The organism is Pseudomonas sp. PvP027, from assembly GCF_017833005.1.
Lineage (GTDB): Bacteria > Pseudomonadota > Gammaproteobacteria > Pseudomonadales > Pseudomonadaceae > Aquipseudomonas > Aquipseudomonas congelans.
Window position 1 is genome coordinate 5,420,001 of sequence record NZ_JAFIBK010000001.1, and the last position, 22,454, is coordinate 5,442,454.

At 59.0% G+C, this 22,454-nt stretch carries 18 protein-coding genes, 2 rRNA genes and 1 pseudogene (1 of these 21 only partly in view); 9 read left to right on the forward strand and 12 right to left on the reverse strand.

Going from position 1 to position 22,454, the window contains the following annotated elements; genetic code table 11:
- Both JOE33_RS23630 and rrf read left to right on the forward strand, forming a co-directional pair.
- A 23S ribosomal RNA gene (locus tag JOE33_RS23630) occupies positions 1–1,650 on the forward strand; it begins 1,244 nt to the left of the window's first position.
- A 158-nt stretch (positions 1,651–1,808) separates the two neighbouring features.
- Positions 1,809–1,924: ribosomal RNA gene (gene rrf / locus JOE33_RS23635) — 5S ribosomal RNA — on the forward strand.
- Between the two features lie 154 nt (positions 1,925–2,078).
- Here rrf and queD read toward each other — a convergent pair.
- Positions 2,079–2,435 carry a 6-carboxytetrahydropterin synthase QueD gene (gene queD / locus JOE33_RS23640; RefSeq protein ID WP_003317991.1) on the reverse strand — a complete coding sequence of 119 codons (357 nt, stop codon included), beginning with the start codon at positions 2,433–2,435 and terminating at the stop codon, positions 2,079–2,081.
- A gap of 210 nt (positions 2,436–2,645) precedes the next feature.
- On the opposite strand from queD, the gene JOE33_RS23645 reads away from it, so the two are divergent.
- The 6 genes from JOE33_RS23645 to JOE33_RS23670 all read left to right on the forward strand — a co-directional run bounded on the left by JOE33_RS23645 (position 2,646) and on the right by JOE33_RS23670 (position 8,265).
- Complete coding sequence (locus tag JOE33_RS23645; RefSeq protein WP_187625942.1) at positions 2,646–2,954, forward strand: PepSY domain-containing protein; 309 nt, start codon at positions 2,646–2,648, stop codon at positions 2,952–2,954.
- Entirely contained in the window at positions 2,954–3,262 is a 309-nt protein-coding gene (locus tag JOE33_RS23650; protein ID WP_010427037.1) for a PepSY domain-containing protein, read from the forward strand. The genes JOE33_RS23645 and JOE33_RS23650 overlap by 1 nt, the downstream gene beginning before the upstream one ends.
- Complete coding sequence (locus JOE33_RS23655; protein WP_010427035.1) at positions 3,262–3,930, forward strand: response regulator transcription factor; 669 nt, start codon at positions 3,262–3,264, stop codon at positions 3,928–3,930. Before JOE33_RS23650 ends, JOE33_RS23655 begins: the two co-directional genes overlap by 1 nt.
- Positions 3,927–5,246, forward strand: a complete 1,320-nt coding sequence (locus tag JOE33_RS23660; protein WP_010427033.1) for a sensor histidine kinase — start codon at positions 3,927–3,929, stop codon at positions 5,244–5,246. Before JOE33_RS23655 ends, JOE33_RS23660 begins: the two co-directional genes overlap by 4 nt.
- 126 nt (positions 5,247–5,372) lie before the next feature.
- The gene (locus JOE33_RS23665) at positions 5,373–7,052 is read left to right on the forward strand and encodes a methyl-accepting chemotaxis protein (RefSeq protein WP_096140611.1); all 1,680 of its coding nucleotides are present in this window, start codon (positions 5,373–5,375) and stop codon (positions 7,050–7,052) included.
- A gap of 148 nt (positions 7,053–7,200) precedes the next feature.
- Positions 7,201–8,265: an AI-2E family transporter gene (locus JOE33_RS23670; RefSeq protein WP_010427029.1), complete on the forward strand. Its 1,065-nt coding sequence runs from the start codon at positions 7,201–7,203 to the stop codon at positions 8,263–8,265.
- A gap of 107 nt (positions 8,266–8,372) precedes the next feature.
- Here JOE33_RS23670 and JOE33_RS23675 read toward each other — a convergent pair.
- Positions 8,373–9,319: pseudogene (locus JOE33_RS23675) on the reverse strand (alpha/beta hydrolase).
- Positions 9,320–9,439: 120 nt separating this feature from the next.
- On the opposite strand from JOE33_RS23675, the gene JOE33_RS23680 reads away from it, so the two are divergent.
- On the forward strand, positions 9,440–10,393 hold the full coding sequence (locus JOE33_RS23680; protein ID WP_187625941.1) for an AraC family transcriptional regulator: 954 nt from the start codon (positions 9,440–9,442) through the stop codon (positions 10,391–10,393).
- 65 nt (positions 10,394–10,458) lie between these two features.
- On the opposite strand, the gene nuoN is transcribed toward JOE33_RS23680, so the two are convergent.
- The 10 genes from nuoN to nuoE all read right to left on the reverse strand — a co-directional run bounded on the left by nuoN (position 10,459) and on the right by nuoE (position 22,452).
- Positions 10,459–11,928 carry an NADH-quinone oxidoreductase subunit NuoN gene (gene nuoN, locus JOE33_RS23685; protein WP_010427024.1) on the reverse strand — a complete coding sequence of 490 codons (1,470 nt, stop codon included), beginning with the start codon at positions 11,926–11,928 and terminating at the stop codon, positions 10,459–10,461.
- A gap of 7 nt (positions 11,929–11,935) precedes the next feature.
- On the reverse strand, positions 11,936–13,468 hold the full coding sequence (gene nuoM / locus JOE33_RS23690) for an NADH-quinone oxidoreductase subunit M (RefSeq protein WP_002554022.1): 1,533 nt from the start codon (positions 13,466–13,468) through the stop codon (positions 11,936–11,938).
- Positions 13,469–13,507: 39 nt separating this feature from the next.
- Positions 13,508–15,361 (reverse strand): NADH-quinone oxidoreductase subunit L, encoded by a 1,854-nt coding sequence (gene nuoL, locus JOE33_RS23695; RefSeq protein WP_010427021.1) that lies wholly within the window; start codon positions 15,359–15,361, stop codon positions 13,508–13,510.
- Positions 15,358–15,666, reverse strand: coding sequence for an NADH-quinone oxidoreductase subunit NuoK (nuoK, locus tag JOE33_RS23700; protein WP_003317980.1), 309 nt, complete (start codon positions 15,664–15,666; stop codon positions 15,358–15,360). The genes nuoL and nuoK overlap by 4 nt, the downstream gene beginning before the upstream one ends.
- Positions 15,663–16,172, reverse strand: coding sequence for an NADH-quinone oxidoreductase subunit J (gene nuoJ, locus JOE33_RS23705; protein ID WP_003317979.1), 510 nt, complete (start codon positions 16,170–16,172; stop codon positions 15,663–15,665). The genes nuoK and nuoJ overlap by 4 nt, the downstream gene beginning before the upstream one ends.
- 10 nt (positions 16,173–16,182) lie before the next feature.
- Positions 16,183–16,731, reverse strand: a complete 549-nt coding sequence (gene nuoI / locus JOE33_RS23710) for an NADH-quinone oxidoreductase subunit NuoI (protein ID WP_002554018.1) — start codon at positions 16,729–16,731, stop codon at positions 16,183–16,185.
- Between the two features lie 11 nt (positions 16,732–16,742).
- Positions 16,743–17,750 (reverse strand): NADH-quinone oxidoreductase subunit NuoH, encoded by a 1,008-nt coding sequence (gene nuoH, locus JOE33_RS23715; protein WP_003371726.1) that lies wholly within the window; start codon positions 17,748–17,750, stop codon positions 16,743–16,745.
- The gene (gene nuoG / locus JOE33_RS23720; protein WP_010427017.1) at positions 17,747–20,464 is read right to left on the reverse strand and encodes an NADH-quinone oxidoreductase subunit NuoG; all 2,718 of its coding nucleotides are present in this window, start codon (positions 20,462–20,464) and stop codon (positions 17,747–17,749) included. Before nuoG ends, nuoH begins: the two co-directional genes overlap by 4 nt.
- 135 nt (positions 20,465–20,599) lie before the next feature.
- The gene (nuoF, locus tag JOE33_RS23725; RefSeq protein ID WP_010427015.1) at positions 20,600–21,958 is read right to left on the reverse strand and encodes an NADH-quinone oxidoreductase subunit NuoF; all 1,359 of its coding nucleotides are present in this window, start codon (positions 21,956–21,958) and stop codon (positions 20,600–20,602) included.
- On the reverse strand, positions 21,955–22,452 hold the full coding sequence (gene nuoE / locus JOE33_RS23730) for an NADH-quinone oxidoreductase subunit NuoE (RefSeq protein ID WP_187625939.1): 498 nt from the start codon (positions 22,450–22,452) through the stop codon (positions 21,955–21,957). The genes nuoF and nuoE overlap by 4 nt, the downstream gene beginning before the upstream one ends.
- Between the last annotated feature and the right edge of the window lie 2 nt (positions 22,453–22,454).

Here is a 22,454-nt window from a genome sequence, read left to right on the forward strand (position 1 = left end):
TGCTGACATGAGTAACGACAATGGGTGTGAAAAACACCCACGCCGAAAGACCAAGGTTTCCTGCGCAACGTTAATCGACGCAGGGTTAGTCGGTCCCTAAGGCGAGGCTGAAAAGCGTAGTCGATGGAAAACAGGTTAATATTCCTGTACTTCTGGTTATTGCGATGGAGGGACGGAGAAGGCTAGGCCAGCCTGGCGTTGGTTGTCCAGGTTTAAGGTGGTAGGCTGAGATCTTAGGTAAATCCGGGATCTTAAGGCCGAGAGCTGATGACGAGTGTTCTTTTAGAACACGAAGTGGTTGATGCCATGCTTCCAAGAAAAGCTTCTAAGCTTCAGGTAACCAGGAACCGTACCCCAAACCGACACAGGTGGTTGGGTAGAGAATACCAAGGCGCTTGAGAGAACTCGGGTGAAGGAACTAGGCAAAATGGCACCGTAACTTCGGGAGAAGGTGCGCCGGTGGAGGTGAAGCATTTACTGCGTAAGCCCCTGCCGGTCGAAGATACCAGGCCGCTGCGACTGTTTATTAAAAACACAGCACTCTGCAAACACGAAAGTGGACGTATAGGGTGTGACGCCTGCCCGGTGCCGGAAGGTTAATTGATGGGGTTAGCGCAAGCGAAGCTCTTGATCGAAGCCCCGGTAAACGGCGGCCGTAACTATAACGGTCCTAAGGTAGCGAAATTCCTTGTCGGGTAAGTTCCGACCTGCACGAATGGCGTAACGATGGCGGCGCTGTCTCCACCCGAGACTCAGTGAAATTGAAATCGCTGTGAAGATGCAGTGTATCCGCGGCTAGACGGAAAGACCCCGTGAACCTTTACTATAGCTTTGCACTGGACTTTGAATTTGCTTGTGTAGGATAGGTGGGAGGCTTTGAAGCGTGGACGCCAGTCTGCGTGGAGCCAACCTTGAAATACCACCCTGGCAACTTTGAGGTTCTAACTCAGGTCCGTTATCCGGATCGAGGACAGTGTATGGTGGGTAGTTTGACTGGGGCGGTCTCCTCCTAAAGAGTAACGGAGGAGTACGAAGGTGCGCTCAGACCGGTCGGAAATCGGTCGTAGAGTATAAAGGCAAAAGCGCGCTTGACTGCGAGACAGACACGTCGAGCAGGTACGAAAGTAGGTCTTAGTGATCCGGTGGTTCTGTATGGAAGGGCCATCGCTCAACGGATAAAAGGTACTCCGGGGATAACAGGCTGATACCGCCCAAGAGTTCATATCGACGGCGGTGTTTGGCACCTCGATGTCGGCTCATCACATCCTGGGGCTGAAGCCGGTCCCAAGGGTATGGCTGTTCGCCATTTAAAGTGGTACGCGAGCTGGGTTTAGAACGTCGTGAGACAGTTCGGTCCCTATCTGCCGTGGACGTTTGAGATTTGAGAGGGGCTGCTCCTAGTACGAGAGGACCGGAGTGGACGAACCTCTGGTGTTCCGGTTGTCACGCCAGTGGCATTGCCGGGTAGCTATGTTCGGAAAAGATAACCGCTGAAAGCATCTAAGCGGGAAACTTGCCTCAAGATGAGATCTCACTGGAACCTTGAGTTCCCTGAAGGGCCGTCGAAGACTACGACGTTGATAGGTTGGGTGTGTAAGCGCTGTGAGGCGTTGAGCTAACCAATACTAATTGCCCGTGAGGCTTGACCATATAACACCCAAGCAATTTGCGTCGAATGACCAGATTGCGGTGACTGTGGAGACGACACGAACCGAAAGTTTGCGTCACGAACGACACCTGAAACAGCTTGATATCACATACCCGATTTGCTGAAGCGCGCCGCACGGCACGATTCGGTACCCGAATTTCTTGACGACCATAGAGCATTGGAACCACCTGATCCCATCCCGAACTCAGTAGTGAAACGATGTATCGCCGATGGTAGTGTGGGGTTTCCCCATGTGAGAGTAGGTCATCGTCAAGATTGAATTCCAGAAACCCTCTTCGCTCACGCGTCGAGGGTTTTTGTTTTTTCGGTTGGCAGAAATCCAGAATGTTGATTGCCTTGTTCAACACGTGCTGCCGATCGACAGGCACAAAAAAACCACCGTTAAGGTGGTTTTTTATTGTCAGGGCATTCAATCCCCGCGGTATTCACATCCGCTGGTGCACGTTTCGTGAATACGGACGGCCGACAGCTCCGGCAGCAGAGGCTTCAACTCATTCCAGATCCATTTCGCCAGGTTTTCGCTGGTTGGATTCTCAAGGCCCGGGATGTCATTCAAGTAGTTATGATCGAGGCGTTCATACAACGGTTTAAAGATCGCCTTGATTTCCGAAAAGTCCCGGATCCAGCCGGTATGGGGATCAACCTTTCCGGCCAGATGAATGCCGACACGAAACGAATGCCCATGCAGACGTCCACACTTGTGTCCCTCTGGAACGTGAGGGAGGCGGTGTGCTGACTCGAAGGTAAACTCTTTGAAAATTTCCACTGTGTATTGGCCCCGGAAAAATGGCGATCGCTGACGCGATAAATGCAATCGACGAGTTTAACAGCAATGGCCTGAAACTCCATGCAAGGGTTAGCCGCGATGACCCCACCAGTAACGTTTGATGGCACTCGGCCAGGTCTATTCAGTTTGAGTTAAGTTGTCCCGGTTAAGGTGGTCACCATAGAAGCACTGACCGCTATGGATACCCCTATGAAAACGCTGACTACCTTGCTGGCGGCCCTTACATTTGTTTTTACGTCCTGTTTCATTCAGGCGCGCGGCGTCGACCCGCAGGAAGTGCTGCGCCTCAGTGATGCAGGTACGCTTCAGTCGGCTGAAAAGCTCGATGCCAAAGCGCTGAGCAAGCACCCCGATGCCAGTATCATCGGCACGCAGTTCAAGAACATATACGGCAGGTACGTTTACAATGTCGAGCTGCGTGACAAACAGGGTATTGAGTGGGTTCTCGAATTAGACGCCGCCACAGGCCAGGTCTACAGGAATCATCAGGATAACTAATGAATGTCGACAAGCGTCTCTGTGTCATCCTTGGTTTGAGCCTGACCTGCTCCTTTGTGTATGCCAGAGATCTGAATCAGGATGAAGCGCTCAGTTTGCGGCAGCGCGGGGTCATTCTGCCGCTCGAACAGTTCATCGAGCGTGCGATGAGCCTTCATCCGGGCTCTCGCCTGCTGGAGGCCGAGCTTGAGGAGAAGAATAATGTGTACGTATATGAATTTGAATTGCTCACCCCTGAGGGCGTTGTCCGCGAGCTCAAGTTCGATGCGCGTGATAACCGATTGTTGAAAGACGAGGATGATGACTGATGCGCCTGCTACTGGTTGAAGACCATGTTCCCCTTGCCGATGAGCTGCTTGCTGCGCTGGGGCGTCAAGGTTATGCGGTCGACTGGCTGGCTGACGGGCGCGATGCGGTTCATCAAGGGGCAAGCGAGCCGTATGACTTGATTGTTCTGGATCTGGGGCTGCCCGGCATGCCAGGGCTCGAGGTTCTCCAGCAATGGCGTAGCAAAGGTCTGGCGACCCCCGTATTGATTCTGACAGCGCGGGGTTCCTGGTCTGAGCGTATAGAAGGCTTGAAGGCAGGTGCCGATGATTACCTGACCAAGCCTTTTCATCCTGAAGAGCTGCAGTTGCGTATTCAGGCGCTGTTGCGACGTTCGCACGGGCTGGCCAACCAGCCCACGCTGGAATCCGCCGGCCTTAATCTGGATGAAAGTCGTCAATGCGTCAGCCGGGATGGCGTGGATATCCAGCTAACTTCTGCAGAGTTTCGTCTGCTGCGTTATTTCATGCTTCATCCGGGACAGATTCTCTCTAAAAGCCATCTGTCAGAGCATTTGTACGATGGCGAAAACGAGCGTGATTCCAATGTCATCGAAGTCCATGTCAATCACCTGAGGCGCAAGCTGGGCCGTGCAGTCGTCGAGACACGCCGTGGCCAGGGTTATCTGTACGGCGGAGCCGGCGGTTGAAATCCATACAGCGACGTCTGAGTCTGGGTCTGATCGCCGTCATGGTCGTTGTCGGTCTGGTGATGGCGCAGACCAGTCTCTGGCTGTTCGAAGTGGGCTTGCAGCGCTACCTGGAGTCAGGTCTGCGCAACGAGAGTGAAAACCTGCTGGTAGCACTGGTGCGAGGTCCTGCCGGGCTACAGCTGGATGACCATCGCCTGTCAGGTGCCTACCAGCGCCCGTTGTCCGGCCATTATTTCCGCATGGACTTGCCGCAGGGGCACTGGCGCTCCCGCTCCTTGTGGGATTTCGAGCTGCCCCAGCCTGGGGTAGGTTTGCATGCCAATCTTGAACTCGGCAAAACCGGGCAATCACTGTTGATGCTGACCAGCGAATACCGCAAGTTCGGCAAGCAGGTATCAATCACCGTCGCACAGGATTACACACCGGTCCGGGCGAGTTTTCGCCTCATGCAGCAGATCGGCCTCGGGCTCGGGCTTGCCGCGCTGATTCTGGTGCTGGTGTTGCAACGCATCACCGTGCGCAGAGCGCTTCGCCCGCTAGAAACCGTGCGCGAGCAGATTTTTCAGCTCCAGCAGGGCCAGCGTTCACAACTGGACAATCAGGTTCCCCTCGAACTCGAGCCGCTGGTGGCGCAGATCAACCACTTGCTCGCGCATACCGAAGACAGTCTGAAACGCTCACGCAATGCACTGGGTAATCTGGGACATGCCTTGAAGACACCGCTTGCGGTCTTGCTCAGCCTGGCCCTCAGCGGACAACTGGACGCCAACCCGGCATTGCGCAGGACCCTGCAGGAGCAACTGGAAAATATCCGTCTGCGGCTGGAGCGCGAGCTCAATCGCGCACGCCTCTCCGGCGACGCTCTACCGGGAGCCCGCTTCGACTGTGACGCCGAACTGCCCGGGCTTTTCTCCACGCTGGGCATGATCCACGGTGCCCACCTGCAGTTGATCAACGATGTGGAGGCGGGTATGTATCTGCCGTGGGATCGAGAGGACATTCTCGAACTGCTCGGCAATCTGCTGGACAATGCCTGTAAGTGGGCCGACAGCGAAGTGCGTCTGAACATCCTGAGTCAGGCTCAGGGCTTCTGCCTGTTGGTGGATGACGATGGACCTGGTATTCCCGAGGCGCAACGCGCGGAAGTATTCAGTCGTGGCGCTCGTCTCGATGAGCAGATTACCGGTCATGGGCTGGGGCTGGGTATCGTGCGTGACATCGTCGAGGCGTGGGGCGGTCAACTGCAACTGCAGGAGAGCCCGGCAGGGGGATTGCGGGTACGCATCGATCTGCCAGAGCGGACTGCCCCTTAGGAAATCAACCAGCATCTTTCAGAGCATTCTTACAAAAAGGCAGGACAGGTCTTAATGTCCATCGGAGGGTGCCGATAACCTGATCGGGCACCTCTGACTTATAAAAATAACCATAAGGCCAATCCTATGCGTCTCAGTCTGAAAGCCAAGGTTCTGTCGCTGGCAGTCTTGCCGGTTCTGATATTTGCGCTGGTGATCAGCGCCACGACCGTATTCATGCTGCACCGGCAGGCCGAGCGAGAGGTCAGCGACACGCGAGAGCGCTTGCTCAACGAAGCCAAGGCCACGCTGCAAAATTACGTCGCGATCGCCATGACCGCCATCAAGCCACTCTACGATGCTGCCGCGCCCGGCGACGACGCTGCACGTGCCAACGCTATAAAGCTGCTTTCCTCGGTCAGTTACGGCAAGGATGGGTACATCTTTGGCTACGACTCTCAGGTGATCCGGATTTTCAGGAGCAACAGCCCTGACGGTGTGGGCAAGAGCTTCACTGACGCCCGTGATGCGAACGGCGTGTATATCAATCGCGAACTGGTGGCGGTCGGCAAGGCGGGTACTCACTATGTGATGTACTCGTCAGCCCTGCCTGGCAAGACCGAACCTGTCCCCAAGATCGGCTATACGGATTATCTGCCGAAATGGGATCTGGTCATCGGCTCTGCCGTCAATATCGATGGCATCGATGCTCAGGTTGCGGTGGTCAGGCAGAACGTCGAAGCACGCTTGAAGGAGATGCTCTACAGCATTCTCGGCATTACCGTTCTGGTACTGCTCGTGATAGGCATCATCGGAATAGTGCTGACAGGCACTCTGCTGCGCCCGCTCGGCCTGATGAAAAACAATCTGGATGACATCGCTGCAGGTGGAGGCGACCTGACTCGGCGTCTGGTCATTACCAGCAATGACGAGCTCGGTGATCTGGCGGGCTCGTTCAACCGGTTTGTCGACAAGATTCAGGGCATGGTTCGTCAGGTCAGTGAAATGACCGGACAGCTCAATGGCCTGGTCGGTGAAGTGAGCTCGCAGGCACAGCGCTCGGAAACGGCGATGGACCGTCAGCGCCACGAAACCGATCAGGTGGCTACTGCAATCAATCAGATGTCGGCTGCCGCTCAAGAGGTCGCCAAGAGTGCACAGGGTGCTTCCGTGGCTGCTCGGCAGACCGATGAACAAGGACGCGCCGCCAAGCGCGTGGTGGATGGCAGTATCCGGCAGATTCACACGCTGGTGGATGACATCCGCAAAAGTGGCTCGTCACTGGACGTCTTGCAGAAGGATGTTTCTTCGATCGTCAGCGTACTGGGCGTCATTCGCTCGATCGCAGAACAGACCAACCTGCTGGCACTCAATGCCGCCATCGAGGCCGCCAGGGCAGGGGAGGCAGGGCGCGGTTTTGCCGTGGTCGCCGACGAAGTCCGGGCACTGGCCAGCCGCACACAGCAGAGCACGCAGGAAATCCAGGGCATGATCGACCGCTTGCAGCAGGGCACTCAGGAGGCGGTGACAGCAATGCGCCGTTCCAGCGAAGCAGGCGACGGCACCTCGGCGCAGGCCAACGAAGCGGGTACATCGCTGGAGAGCATCGGCGAACTGATCGCGACCATCAATTCGATGAACGCGCAGATCGCCAGTGCCGCTGAGGAGCAGACGGCAGTTGCCGAAGAAATCAATCGCAGCGTTCATCAGATCGCGGGTGCAGTCGAGAGCGTCGCCGATGAAACCCGGCAAAGCGCCCAGACCTCACGCAGCCTGGCCGAACTGGGCGCGCGCCTGGACAGTCTGGTCGGTCAGTTTCGGGTCTGATGCCGCTCTGGCAGGGGCTTGAACCCCTGCCATCACCCGCGACTGGTGTCGCCGTCATATTGCCTTCATGGAGATGGCACTCGTGCGCTCGTGTGCTGACTAAGCTCTAGACCGGGCGCGATGCGCGGTCTAATGACATGGACAGGACATGAACGAAACCACGCTGCAATACAAAACCCTCATTCTGCTACTGGTACTGGTGACCATTGCCTTCATATGGATTCTGCTGCCGTTCTATGGCGCAGTGTTCTGGGCGGTCATCCTCGGAATCATCTTCGCGCCTGTGCAGCGCAAGTTGCAGATCAAGTTCAACTGGTCACGCAATCTCACCTCCCTGTGCACCCTGATGATCTGTCTGGTTATCGCGATTCTGCCGGTGATCGTGATCAGCGCCTTGCTGGTTCAGGAGGGGACCATGCTGTACAAGAACGTCGAGACCGGGCAACTGGATATCGCCGGCTACCTGGCCGAGTTCAAGGACCTGCTGCCGCACTCCGTGCAGGCGCTGCTCGATCGTCTGGGCATGGGAGACCTGGAAGGGTTGCGCGATAAGATCGCCAAGGGGGCGATGCAGGGCAGTCAGTACCTGGCGACGCAGGCATTCAGCTTTGGACAGGGCACGTTCGACTTTGTCGTGAGCGTCTTCATCATGCTCTACCTGCTGTACTTTTTCCTGCGCGACGGACAGGAACTGGTGCGCAAGATCCGCACAGCCTTCCCGTTGGGCGAACAGCAGAAGCGCCGTCTGCAGCTCAAGTTCACCCGTGTGGTACGTGCCACGGTCAAAGGCAACGTGGTGGTCGCGGTGACGCAAGGTGCGCTGGGCGGCTTCATCTTCTGGGTGCTGGACATCCCGAGTGCGCTGCTTTGGGCGGTGATCATGGCGTTCCTGTCGCTGTTGCCTGCGGTGGGAGCCGGGATTGTCTGGGCGCCGGTGGCCGTCTACTTCCTGCTCAGCGGCATGATCTGGCAAGGTGTGGTGCTGGGCTTGTTTGGCGTCTTCGTGATCGGTCTGGTGGATAACGTACTGCGCCCGATCCTGGTGGGCAAGGACACCAAGATGCCGGACTACCTGATCCTTATTTCCACGCTGGGCGGCATGTCGGTCTTTGGTCTGAACGGCTTTGTGATCGGGCCTCTGGTGGCGGCGCTGTTCATGTCCAGTTGGGGATTGTTCAGCGGCGCCAAGAAGCCCGTGAGGCTGCCAGGCTGACATTGCCAGGACGCTTAGCCGACACAGACCCGCGCATGCTCTCTGCCATTTATCAGGCAGAGGGCATGCGCCGGTTGTTCATCAGGACAAGATGTCTGGAGCAGGGCTCATTCTGAGCCCTTTGCCGCGATGGCCGCGATGGCCGCGATAGCCGCGGAGTCCATGAAGGCTGCCAGATCAGTATTGAAGCGCGATGCTTCTTCCAGAAATGGCGCGTGGCCTGAATTCTCGTACACCTTCGATTGAATCCGCGCATTGAGTTGCCGGGCGCGTGCGATGCTGGGCTGAACGTTGACCAGATCATCCTTGCCGCCATACAGCATCAATACCGGCACCTTTGCCTTGGGCAAGCCTTCGGCAACATCGACAGTCATTGCAGGCGTAGCGCGGGTCATCGTCCACGATGCCATCGCGGCGCTCGACAACAGTCGCTCGAAGGTCGGTGCATCCGGCTTTATCTGGAAGCACAGTCCGAGAAAAGTACGTAGTGCATCAAGGTGGGTCTTCAGGTCATCTGAGCTCAGGCCGGCATACACATGGGGATGGGCTGTAATCAGCGCTGCGTTAAGCTCGATCACAGCATCGACATACACAATCCCGCCGATCTTCGCGTCACCATAGGCGGCGAGGTAGTTGGACATGACCACGCCTCCCAATGACCAGCCGACCAGCCGACCAGCACTGGACGCTTGCCTGCCGTGGCTTCAAGTACAGTCGCCAGATCGTCCGCGTAACGACGTCCATTGCGGTACGCCTCGATATTCTCGGGCTTGTCGGAAAGACCATGACCGCGCAGGTCATAGGTGATCATCCGGTAGCGCTGCAGTTGAGGACTATTGATCTGCTTTTCCCAGTTCAGACGGCTGCCCAGCAGGCCGTGGATGAAAATTACCGCCTGGCCGTTCGGATCTCCTGATTCCTGCACAGCGAGTCTGACGCCGTCAGGGGCGGTGACGGTATAGCTTTTTTCTACTGCCAAGGCCATCGACGACAAGGTCAACAGCGCGACAAGCCAGGTATTACGCAGTCGGCGAACAAAGCGAGTGTGATTCATAAGGCTATTTCCATGCGGAAGACGTGATGGGCGAACTGTAGGTCGACGGCGCAGGACGGTCTATGACGTGAAATCCTGATAAATTGATTTATCGTCCTGAATTCGCGGTGGCCTCTCTCCATGCAATCCTCAAACGACCCCATCAGCGAACTGCTGCTCGGTATGCGTCTTTTCGGCGTCCAATTCCGCAGGCTGGAAGTCGCCCCGCCCCTTGGTGTTGGCTTCAGTAACGCAATCGGACGAGCACAATTTCATTTCGTCGGACGTGGGCCAGTGTGGCTACGCAGCGCCGAGAACGTTCTATACAGGCTGGATACCGGGGATGCGGTTCTGATTCCGCGCGGTGGGCACCACGTCATTTTGACGGCCGAAGACACGGCTGCAAGCGATGTACAGCTGTTTGACCCGTCTACCGGCATCATCGCTGGCGTTCACGATCCTGCAGGCGACGAGGAGGGCGGAGCTGTTGATCACGCGATCATCTTCAGCTGTTGCATGGCGTTGGAACTGGGCGGCATGCAGCCGCTTGTTGCCGCCATGCCGGATGTCATGCAGGTCAGTACTCTGCTGGATACATGTCCCGAGCTGCGGCCCATGCTCGTGGCGATGGAGCGTGAGGCCTTGATGCAGCAGGCTGGGCACGCAGGGATTCTGGCACGTCTTGCTGAAGTCGTTGCCGCGCTGCTGGTACGCGGCTGGGTCGCGGGCGGCTGTGGAAATGCCACGGGCTGGCTCGGCGCCTTGCAAGACCCTCGGCTGAGCCGCGCTATCGTCATGATGCACCAGCATCCAGGCAGAAACTGGACGGTGGCCACGCTTGCCCATGAGGCCAGGCATTCCCGCTCTGTGTTCGCACAGCGCTTTCTTGCAGCAACGGGTCTTCCGCCATTGCAATACCTGACTGAGCTGAGAATGCGCCTGGCATTGCACAGCCTGAGCCGCGACCACTGTTCTCTGGAGGCCGTCGCCAGTCAACTGGGTTACGGTTCATTGGCTGCCTTCAGCCGCGCATTCAAAAGATCGACGGGCGTATCCCCAGGCGCTGTGCGGGCCGCGAAAAGCGTAGCCGGGTAGCCTTGGACCGTTTCGGAGACAAAAAAAAACCCTGCTCGAGAGCAGGGCTTTTTGTTTATGCAGGATCAGCCTGCTACGTGCAGACCTGCGTTGACCACCAGATCGAGCAGCGGTTGTGGGTATACGCCCAGCACGAAGGTCAGGATCGCAACGGCCAGCAGCATCACGCCGCCCGTGCGCTGTGCCCAGTTGATGGCTGCGTCGTGGCGAGGGAGTTTGTTGTCGACCAGATACATGGTAACCATCACGCGCAGGTAATAGAACACGCCGATGGCGCTACCGATGACCAGAGCCCCGATCAGCCACCACAGCTGCGATTCGACACCGGTGGCGATGATATAGAACTTGCCGATGAAACCTGCGGTGAGCGGGATACCTGCCAGCGACAGCATCATCAGAGTCATGACTGCCGTCAGGTAAGGGCGACGCCAGAACAGACCACGGTATTCGAACATCGCGTCGGCATCACGTCCGCTGTAAGGCGAAGACATCATGGTGATCACACCGAAGCTGCCCAGCGAGGTGAGGACGTAAGTCGCCAGGTAGACGCCAATCGCCTCGACCGCCATGCCTTTGCTGGCCACCAGCGCAATCATCAGGTAACCGAAGTGGGCGATGGAGGAGTAGCCCAGCAGACGCTTGAGGTTGGTCTGAGTCAGCGCCAGCAGGTTGCCGACGAGGATCGACGCGACGGCGATGACTGCCAGTACGTCATGCAGGACACCGCTGCTGGCGGCCGGTGAAATCTGGAACAGACGCACCAGTACCGCAAACACCGCCACCTTGCTGGCGGTCGCCAGGAAAGCCGCGACCGGCGCAGGGGCGCCTTCGTAAACGTCCGGGGTCCACAGGTGGAAAGGCACCAGTGACAGTTTGAATGCCAGGCCGACGACCATCATGCCCAGACCGAGGCTGGCAATCGGGCTCGGCATGCCGGTCGCCGCGATCGCCTTGCCGATACCGTCGAAGCTCAGCGAGCCTGCCTCTGCGTACAGCAGCGCCATACCGAACAGCAGGAACGCCGAACCTGCGGCGGACAGGACCATGTACTTGATGCCACCTTCCAGCGAGCGCTTGTTGAAGAAAGCATAAGCCACCAGTCCGTAGACCGGCACCGAGAGCAGTTCCAGACCGATGAACAGGCCTGCCAGATGCTGGGCACTGACCAGAACCAGCCCGCCGGCAGCAGCCAGCAGGATCAGCAGGTAAAGCTCTTCGCGATTGCCCGGATAACCGGCCTTGCCGTCACCCAGATAGGCGTGCGCCATGGTCACGCAAGCGAGGGTAGAGGCGAGGATGATCGCCATGTACAGGCAGGCAAAGTTGTCGATATGCAGCAGTGGCGTCACGACCAGAGGGGCAACTTGCAATGCCGGATAGATCGACAGCAGGGCCAGGTTGAGGCCTGCTACCGAAAGCAGGAACGTTTGCGAGTGATTGCGGCGCCATGCGATCGCCAGCATCACCACGACAATGGTGAGGCTGGTAATCAGCAGTGGCGCAAGCGCAATAAAGTGTTGAATCGTCAGGTCCATAGCGCTCTTACCGGGCCGAAGCGAGTTGAGTGAAGGCAGTGCCTAGCCATTGCTGCACGCCGTGCATGGTCGCCGCCGATGTGTCGAGGAACGGCTGCGGGAACACCCCGAGCACGACCAGCAACACGGCAAGGCCCAGCACCATGATCATTTCCCGTCCGTCCATGCCCTTCAGAACCTCGTCGGACTTCGACGGGCCGAAGTAGGCGCGGTGGATCATGATCAGCGAGTAGACAGAACCGAATACCAGACCGGAGGTGGCGATCGCCGTGATCCAGGGTGAGCTGGCGAAGCTGCCCAGCAGAATCAGGAACTCGCCGACAAAGTTGCCGGTGCCCGGCAGACCCAGAGAGGCGGCGGCAAAGAACAGGCTGATGGCCGGGATGTAGGCGATGCGTGACCACAGACCGCCCATCTCACGCATGTCCCGAGTGTGCAGGCGCTCGTACAACTGGCCACTGAGAATGAACAGTGCCGCAGCCGACAGGCCGTGGGCGATCATCTGGATCAGTACGCCTTGCAGCGCTTGCTGACTGCCCGAGTAGATACCGATCAGTACGAAGCCCATGTGCGAAACACTGGAGAACGCGATCAGGCGCTTGATGTCGGTCTGGGCAAATGCCAGGAATGCGCCGTAGAAGATACCGACCAGGCCCAGCGTCATTGCAATCGGTGCGAACTCGGCCGATGCGTTGGGGAACAGCGGCAGGGCAAAGCGCAGCAGGCCGTAAGCCGCAGTCTTCAGCAGGATACCCGCCAGGTCGACGGAGCCTGCAGTCGGTGCCTGGGCGTGCGCATCCGGCAGCCAGGAGTGCAACGGCACCACCGGCAGCTTGACGGCGAAGGCAATGAAGAAGCCCAGCATCAGGATGTACTCGGTGCCCGGTGCCAGTTTGGTCTTCAGCAGGTCGGCGTAGGCAAAGGTGATCACGCCGGTCTGATTGAAATGCACCAGCACCAGGCCCAGGATCGCCACCAGCATGATCAGGCCACTGGCCTGAGTGAAGATGAAGAACTTGGTGGCCGCATAGATACGGGTTTTCTTGCCGTCCGAAGAGCTGTGACCCCAGAGCGCGATGAGGAAATACATCGGCACCAGCATCATTTCCCAGAAGAAGAAGAACATGAACAGGTCGATGGCCAGGAACACGCCGACGACACCGCCCAGGATCCACATCAGGTTAAGGTGGAAGAAACCGACCTTGCGCTGGATTTCCTTCCACGAGCACAGCACCGACAGCACACCCAGCAGGCCGGTCAGCAGGATCATCAGCAGCGACAGGCCATCGAGTGCCAGATGCACGTCGATGCCGAAGCGGGTGATCCACGGGTGGTGGAATTCCAGGGTCCAGGTTGGATCGGCACCCGGCACCGGCGCGTAGCCGAAGTTGCCGGTAGCCCACAGCCAGAGGCCGAGAACCAGTTCCAGGGTCATTGTCAGCAACGCAATCCAGCGCGGCAGGGTAGAGCCGAAGCGCTCACCCAGCCAGCACAGCAGGCCGCCGATGAAGGGGATCAGGATTAGCCAGGGCAGAATCATGACGGGCTCAATTCCTTTCGCAAATTCGCAAGGTTCATATCAGATCGCAACCAGAACGACGGCACCGAGTACCAGAACGGCACCCACGGCGATCGAGGCAGCATACCAACGCAACTGGCCGGTCTCGGTGCGGCTCATGGTGTCATGACCGCCTTTGACCAGACGTGGGATCAAGCCGATAGTGCGGTCGAACGGATCACTACGCAGTACATGGCTGATTGCCAGGTACGGCTTGACGAACAGCTTGTCGTAGATCCAGTCGAAGCCCCAGGCCGCGAACCACCAGGCTGAAAGGAAACGGCCCGGAGCGCTGTTGGCGATAGCCGTCGCCAAGCGGCGCTTGCCGAGGAACAGCAGCGCTGCCAGCAGGATACCGGCCAGCGCGATGGCGCCGGAAGCGATCTCCAGACTGTGCTTGGCTTCGCCACCGGCATGGCCGACGCTCTGCGGCAGCACACCGGCCAGGGGCGGAGTGATCAGCGCGCCGATGAATGTCGACAGCACGATCAGCACCGACAGTGGCAGCCAGTGAGCGATACCGTGACCTGCGTGTGCTTCGGTCTTGGCTTCACCGTGGAACGCGATGAAGATCAGACGGAAGGTGTACAATGACGTCATGAACGCGCCCACCAGACCGGCATACAGCAAGCCGTTGTTACCGCTGGCAAATGCTTCCCAGAGAATTTCGTCCTTGGAGTAGAAGCCCGCCGTCAGCAGCGGCAGGGCGGAAAGAGCAGCGCCACCGACGATGAAGCTGGCGTAGGCCAATGGCAGTTTCTTCCACAGGCCGCCCATCTTGAAGATGTTCTGCTCGTGGTGGCAGGCAACGATCACCGCACCGGAAGCAAGGAACAGCAGCGCCTTGAAGAAGGCGTGGGTCATCAGGTGGAAGATCGCGCCTTCCCAGGCGCCAACCCCCAGTGCCAGGAACATGTAGCCGATCTGGCTCATGGTCGAGTAGGCGAGGATACGCTTGATGTCGGTCTGTACCAGAGCGGCGAAACCCGCCAGAACCAGCGTGACGCCGCCGACAATGCCGACCAGATGCAGGATGTCAGGTGCCAGTGCGAACAGGCCGTGAGTCCGCGCAATCAGGTAGACGCCCGCCGTGACCATGGTCGCTGCGTGGATCAGCGCCGAAACCGGAGTAGGACCGGCCATAGCGTCAGCCAGCCAGGTTTGCAGTGGCAACTGGGCGGATTTACCGACCGCACCGCCCAGCAGCATCAACGTCGCCAGCACGATCCAGAAATCGCCGACCTTGAAGTGTTCCGGCGCCCTGACCAGCAGTTCCTGCACATTGAGCGTGCCCAATTGCTGGAACAGGATGAACAGACCGATAGCCATGAACACGTCACCGATACGGGTGACGATGAACGCTTTGAGCGCTGCGTTGCCATTGTTGCGGTTGCTGTAATAGAAACCGATCAACAGGTAACTGCACAGGCCCACACCTTCCCAACCAAAGTAGATGAACAGCAGGTTGTCGCCCAGGATCAGGAACAGCATGCTGGCGATGAACAGGTTGGTGTAGGAGAAGAAGCGCGAGTAGCCCGCTTCACCGCGCATGTACCAGGACGCGAACAGATGGATCAGGAAGCCGACGCCAACCACTACGCCCAGCATCGTGACGGACAGCCCGTCCAGATACAGTGCGAAGTTGGGCTGGAAGCCATCGACATCCATCCAGCGCCACAGCACCTGGGTGTAGTGACCGCCTTCGGGTGGTGCGACGTTGAACTGCCAGATGACCCAGGCCGTGACAATGGCTGAGAGGCCGATAGAGCCGACGCCGATCAGCGCAGCGAGGTTTTCCGAGATGCGTCCACGGGAGAACGACAGCAGCAGAAAGCCGATGAGGGGGAATACGAAAGTCAGAAAGAGAAGATTCATCCGCGCATCTCGCTGGCAGCATCGATATCGAGAGTGTGGAAGCGGCGATACAGTTGCATCAGGATCGCCAGGCCGATACTGGCCTCGGCTGCCGCAAGGCTGATCACCAGGATGAACATCACCTGCCCGTCCGGTTGCCCCCAACGGCTGCCGGCAACGACGAATGCCAGTGCAGCGGCATTCATCATGATTTCCAGGCTCATCAACACGAAGAGAATGTTACGGCGCACCATCAGGCCGACCAGACCCAGACAGAACAGAACCCCGGCGACCGCCAGGCCGTGCTCAAGAGGGATAGCATTCATTGGCTTGGCTCCTTGGCCTCGTTGCGGCCCAGATGGAAGGCCGTGATGGCTGCTGCAAGCAACAGCATCGAGGCGAGTTCCACCACCAGCAGATAGGGCCCGAACAGGCTGATGCCGACTGCCTTGGCGTCGACCGTGGTGTGACCGACACCAGCGCCGGTCGGATTGGCGAACAGCACGTACAGCAACTCGGCCAGCAACAGCGCGCCGAGGATGACCGGACCGATCCAGATGCCGGGTTTGAGCCAGGCACGTTCCTGCTGAACCGAGGCCGGGCCGAGGTTCAGCATCATCACCACAAACACGAACAGGACCATGATCGCGCCCGCATAGGCAATGACTTCCAGCACACCGGCGAACGGCGCGCCGAGGCTGAAGAACGTCATTGCTACAGCGATCAGCGAGATGATCAGGTAGAGCAGGGCGTGCACCGGATTCGTGTTGGTGATCACCCGCAGGGTGGACACAACAGCGATACCGGATGCGAAGTAGAAAGCGAATTCCATCTTTACTTCCTTAAGGCAGCAAGCTCTTGACGTTGATCGGCTCGGCTTCGTTCTGTGCGGAGCCCTTGGGCTTGCCGCCGATGGCCATACCGGCAACGCGATAGAAGTTGTAGTCAGGGTTCTTGCCGGGTCCGGAGATCAGCAGGTCTTCCTTCTCGTACACCAGATCCTGACGCTTGAAGTCGGCCATCTCGAAGTCCGGCGTAAGCTGGATCGCGGTCGTCGGGCAGGCTTCTTCGCACAGGCCGCAGAAGATGCAGCGCGAAAAGTTGATGCGGAAGAAGTCGGGATACCAGCGTCCGTCCTCTGTCTCGGCCTTCTGCAGAGAAATGCAACCGACCGGGCAGGCTACTGCACAAAGGTTGCACGCCACGCAGCGCTCTTCGCCATCGGGGTCGCGGGTCAGAACGATGCGGCCACGGTAGCGGGGCGGAAGATAAACCTGCTCTTCAGGGTATTGCAGGGTGTCGCGCTTGCGGAAGCCGTGGCCGAAGACCATGACCAGGCTGCGCAACTGGGTACCCGTACCCTTAACGATGTCACCAATATATTTGAACATGGGTCAAATCCTCACTGAACCGAGCCTGCCGGTGTGTTCAACAACACAATCGCAGCAGTCACCAGCAAATTGATCAGGGTCAGCGGCAGACAGAACTTCCAGCTGAAATCCATGACCTGGTCATAACGCGGGCGCGGAATGGAGGCGCGCAGCAGAATGAACAGCATGATGAAAAACGCGGTTTTCAAGGCGAACCAGAAGAATGCCAGCGATGGCAGAATGTCGAACGGGCCGTGCCAGCCACCGAAGAACAGCGTCACCAGCAGCGCCGAGATCAAAATGATCCCGATGTACTCGCCCACGAAGAACATGCCCCATTTCATGCCGGCATATTCAATGTGGTAGCCGTCAGCCAGTTCCTGCTCGGCTTCCGGTTGGTCGAACGGGTGGCGGTGAGTCACCGCGACGCCTGCAATGAAGAACGTACAGAAGCCGAAGAACTGCGGAATGATGAACCACAGGTTCTGCGCCTGATATTCAACGATGTCGCGCATGTTGAACGAGCCGACCTGAACCACGATGCCCATCAGCGCAAGGCCCATGAACACTTCGTAGGACACGGTCTGCGCCGAAGCACGCAGGCTGCCCAGCAGAGCGAACTTGTTGTTGCTCGACCAGCCGGCGAACAGCACCGCATACACGGATAGCCCCGCCATGGCGAAGAAGAACAACAGACCGATGTTCAGATCCGCGACGCCCCACGTCGGGGTGATCGGGATGACCGCAAAGGCGATCAGCAAGGCGCTCATGGCAACCACAGGTGCCAGGGTGAAGATCACCTTGTCGGCGAACGGCGGTGTCCAGTCTTCCTTGAAGAACATCTTCAACATGTCGGCTGCGATCTGGAACATGCCGAACGGTCCGACGCGGTTAGGACCATAACGGTCCTGCCACCAGCCCAGCAGACGACGCTCGATGAAGCTCAGCAGGGCACCACAAACCACGACCGCCAGCAACACCACAATGGCTTTGACCACTGCAATGATTGCGTCGATCACATCAGGGGTAAACCAGGTCATTGCGCTGCCTCCTGCAGACCGTCGACGGATTTGCCGAAGATTGCCGGCGGAATGCCAGGCAGTCCTGCCGGCAATGCCACAAGACCCGCGCCCAGTTCTTCGCTGATGCGCAACGGCAAGGTCAGCGATTCACCGCCGATGCTCAAGGAGAGCAGGGCGCCTTCGTTGACGCCAAGGCGATCGGCTTCGGATTTGGCCAGGGCGACGTAGGCCTGCGGGATGCGTTCCTGAACCGGCGCGGCCAGAGACGAGGTTTCATCGCTGCCGAACAGGTGAAAGAACGGCACGATCTGCCAGGTGCCGCGCTCTGGAGAGAACGCACGTGGCACGCTGGAGAACCATGACAGACCATCGCCCTGGCTTTCGATCAGGCGAGTGCCCGGGTCGCCAGCACGCAAGTGACCACCGACTTCGTCCTGAAACTTGTTCCAGGCCTGCGGCGAGTTCCAGCCCGGCGACCAGGCGAATGGCACTTGCTGACGAGGCTCGGCCGAGCCCGAGTAGCCTTCCATGGAGAAGGAGAAGGCTGTGTCGATGTCTTGCGAAGTGCGTGGCTCATGCACGCTGATGTTGGCTCGCATCGCGGTACGGCCGCTGTAACGCAGCGGTTCGCGAGCCAGTTTCAGGCCCTTGATGCGGAACGACGCAGAAGGCGCAGCGTTGACGATACCCGCCAGTTGCGGCGTGCTGCCGGCGCAGGCTTCGGTGACGTGGTCGAGTTGCGTCCAGTCAACCGGCTTGTTCAGCAAGGTGGCGCGCAGGGCGTGCAACCAGCGCCAGCCTTCGTGGACCAGAATGCTGGCATCCAGATAGGTCGGATCGAAGACCTGGAAGAAGCGCTGGGCGCGGCCTTCCTGGCTGACCAGTGTGCCGTCGCCTTCGGCGAAGCTGGCAGCTGGCAGGATCAGATGGGCACGGTCGCTGGTCGGGGTTTTCTGATGGTCAGCAACGATCACGACTTTCGCAGCGCTAAGCGCGGCGTCGACGATTTTAGCGTCCGCACGACGATACAAATCGTTTTCCAGCACCACGATGGCGTCGGCCTTGCCGGAGATCACGGCTTGTAGCGCGGCATCGACGGAGTCGCCGCCGAACATCGCCAGGCCCATGCTGTTGGCTTCGGGGACGATCAGGCTGATGGAGCCCTGCTTGTCGCGCAGCTTCAAGGCCTTGGCGATGTTCGCAGCAGCTTCGATCAGTGCTGTCGAACCCAGCGAACTGCCGGAAATGATCAGCGGTCGTTTGGCGGCCAGCAGTGCGTCGGCAATACGTTGCGCCAGCTCCAGCGCCTCGCTGTCCAGACCTTCGACGGCCGGTGCGCTGGCGTCCAGGGCATGGGCCACGGCAAAACCGATACGCGCCAGGTCGTCAGGCGCTGCATGTACGCATTCTTCTGCAACGTCGTCGAGACGGGTCTCGGCGAGGCTGGCGATGAACAGCGGATTCAGTTCGTGCTGACCGATGTTCTTCACGGCTGCGTCGAGCCACGGCTGGACTTTCATCGCCGCGGCCATGTCTTCAGCCTTGCCTTTGACGGCCTGGCGCAAGCCCAGGGCCATACGTGCCGCTGTCTGGGTCAGGTCTTCACCGAGGACGAAGATGGCATCGTGATCTTCGATGTCACGCAGGGTCGGGATCGGCAGCGGACTGTCGTTCAGGACCTTGAGGATAAGCCTGACACGCTCCAGTTCACCGGCTTCGATACCGCTGTAGAAATGCTCGGCACCCACCAGCTCACGCAGCGCGTAGTTGCTTTCGAGGCTGGCGCGAGGAGAGCCGATACCGACGATGTTACGGCCACGCAGCAGGTCTGCCGCCTTGTCCAGCGCCTCGTCCAGGCTCAGTTTGACCTGGCCGTCGACGAGCAATGGCTGACGCGGGCGATCCTTGCGATTGACGTAACCGTAGCCGAAACGTCCGCGGTCGCAGAGGAAGTACTGGTTGACCGAGCCGTTGTAACGGTTTTCGATGCGGCGCAATTCACCGTAGCGTTCGCCCGGGCTGATGTTGCAGCCGCTGGAGCAGCCGTGGCAGATGCTCGGAGAGAACTGCATGTCCCATTTGCGGTTGTAGCGCTCGGAGTGGGTCTTGTCCGTGAACACACCGGTCGGGCAAACCTCGGTGAGGTTGCCGGAGAACTCGCTTTCCAGCGTACCGTCTTCAACGCGACCGAAGTACACGTTGTCATGGGCGCCGTAGACGCCCAGGTCGGTGCCGCCCGCATAGTCTTTATAGAAGCGCACACAGCGATAACAGGCGATGCAGCGGTTCATCTCGTGCGCGATGAAGGGCCCCAGCTCCTGATTCTGGTGAGTACGCTTGGTGAAGCGATAACGGCGCTCGTTGTGACCGGTCATTACGGTCATGTCCTGCAGGTGGCAGTGACCGCCTTCCTCGCAGACCGGGCAGTCATGCGGGTGGTTGGTCATCAGCCATTCGACGACACTGGCCCGGAAGGCCTTGGATTCATCGTCTTCGATGGAGATCCAGGTGTTGTCGGTGGCTGGTGTCATGCAGGACATGACGATACGACCGCGAGTGTCGTTCTCGTCCGTGTACTGCTTGACCGCGCACTGGCGACAGGCGCCAACGCTGCCAAGGGCGGGGTGCCAGCAGAAATAAGGGATGTCGAGGCCCAGCGACAGACATGCCTGTAACAGGTTGTCTGCACCATCGACTTCGAGCGCTTTGCCGTCTACGTGAATAGTAGCCATGGTTCAAAGGTCTTCGTTGGCCCGTTGTCAGCGGGCGTGGCTAATGGAATCTCGGTAGTACCCGTATCGTTCAGCCCGGAGGCGTCAGCAGGTACGAGGACGGCAGCCCGAACAGCCGCCGACCGTTGTGTCTTGTTATGCGCCGACCACTGTCGGACTTTTGCCCGGAACGAGCGTGGTTGCGCTGGCTGGCGCGATACCGGCTTCGAACTCGGAACGGAAATACTTGATCGCACTGCCCAATGGTTCAACGGCGCCCGGTGCATGGGCACAGAAGGTCTTGCCTGGGCCGAGGAAATTGACCAGACCCAGCAGGGTTTCGATATCCCCCGGCTGCCCCTGACCGTTCTCGATGGCGCGAAGCATTTTCACGCTCCATGGCAGACCGTCGCGACATGGCGTGCAGAAGCCGCAGGACTCCTGAGCGAAAAACTCTTCCATGTTGCGCAGCAGCGAGACCATGTTGACCGAATCGTCGACCGCCATTGCCAGGCCTGTACCCATCCGCGTGCCGACCTTGGCGATACCGCCTGCATACATCTGGGCATCCAGATGCTCTGGCAGCAGGAAGCCCGTGCCGGCGCCTCCGGGTTGCCAGCACTTGAGCTTGAAGCCATCGCGCATGCCGCCGGCGTAGTCTTCGAACAGTTCGCGAGCCTGCACACCGAAGGGCAGTTCCCACAAACCTGGGTTTTTGACCTTGCCGGAGAAACCCATCAGCTTGGTGCCGTGGTCTTCACTGCCTTCGCGAGCCAGCGACTTGTACCAGTCGTTGCCGTTGTTGACGATGGCGGGCACGTTGCACAGGGTCTCGACGTTGTTCACACAGGTCGGCTTGCCCCACACGCCCACCGCAGCAGGGAAGGGCGGCTTGGAGCGCGGGTTGGCGCGGCGGCCCTCCAGCGAGTTGATCAGTGCGGTTTCTTCACCGCAGATGTAGCGACCGGCACCGGTGTGCACGAACAGTTCGAAATCGAAGCCGGTGCCGAGAATGTTCTTGCCCAGCAAGCCGGCGGCCTTGGCTTCCGCCACTGCGCGATTGAGGTGCTTGGCCGCGGTGACGTATTCGCCGCGCAGGAAGATATAGCCGCGATAGGCTTTCAGCGCGCGGGCACTGATCAGCATGCCCTCGACCAGCAAATGGGGCAGTTGCTCCATCAGCATGCGGTCTTTCCAGGTGTTCGGCTCCATCTCGTCCGCGTTGCACAGCAGGTAGCGGATGTTCATGGATTCGTCTTTGGGCATCAGGCCCCACTTCACACCCGTGGGGAAGCCTGCGCCACCGCGGCCCTTGAGGCCGGAATCCTTGACCGACTGGACGATATCGTCGGGCGCCTGCTGCGTCAGAGCCTTGCGCGCTGCGGCGTAGCCGTCCTTGGTCTGGTACTCGTCGAGCCAGACCGGTTCGCCGTCGTCGCGCAGACGCCAGGTCAGCGGATGGGTTTCTGCCGTGCGCGCAATGCGGTTGGCAGGGCCGAAGGAAGTGATGGTCATAGGTAACCCCCCAGCATCTTGGCAACGCCAGCAGGCTGTACATCGCCGAAAGTGTCGTCGTCGACCATCACGGCCGGCGCCTTGTCACAGTTGCCGAGGCAGCAGACCGGCAGCAGTGTGAAACGACCGTCGGCGGTGGTCTGACCCAGGCCGATTCCCAGTGAGCTCTTTATCTCGTCGACCACGTTTTCGTGGCCGCCGATGAAGCACACCATGCTGTTGCAGACGCGAATGATGTGACGCCCGACCGGCTGGCGAAAGATCTGGCTGTAGAAGGTGGCAACGCCTTCGACGTCGCTGGCGGGAATGCCCAGCAGATCGCCGATCGCGTAAATGGCGCCGTCGGGCACCCAGCCGCGTTCCTTCTGAACAATCTTCAGGGCTTCGATGGACGCCGCGCGCGGGTCCTCGTAGTGATGCATCTCATGCTCGATGGCCGAGCGCTCGGTTTCGCTCAGGGCGAAACGGTCTGTCTGGATTAGCGGGCTATTCATGC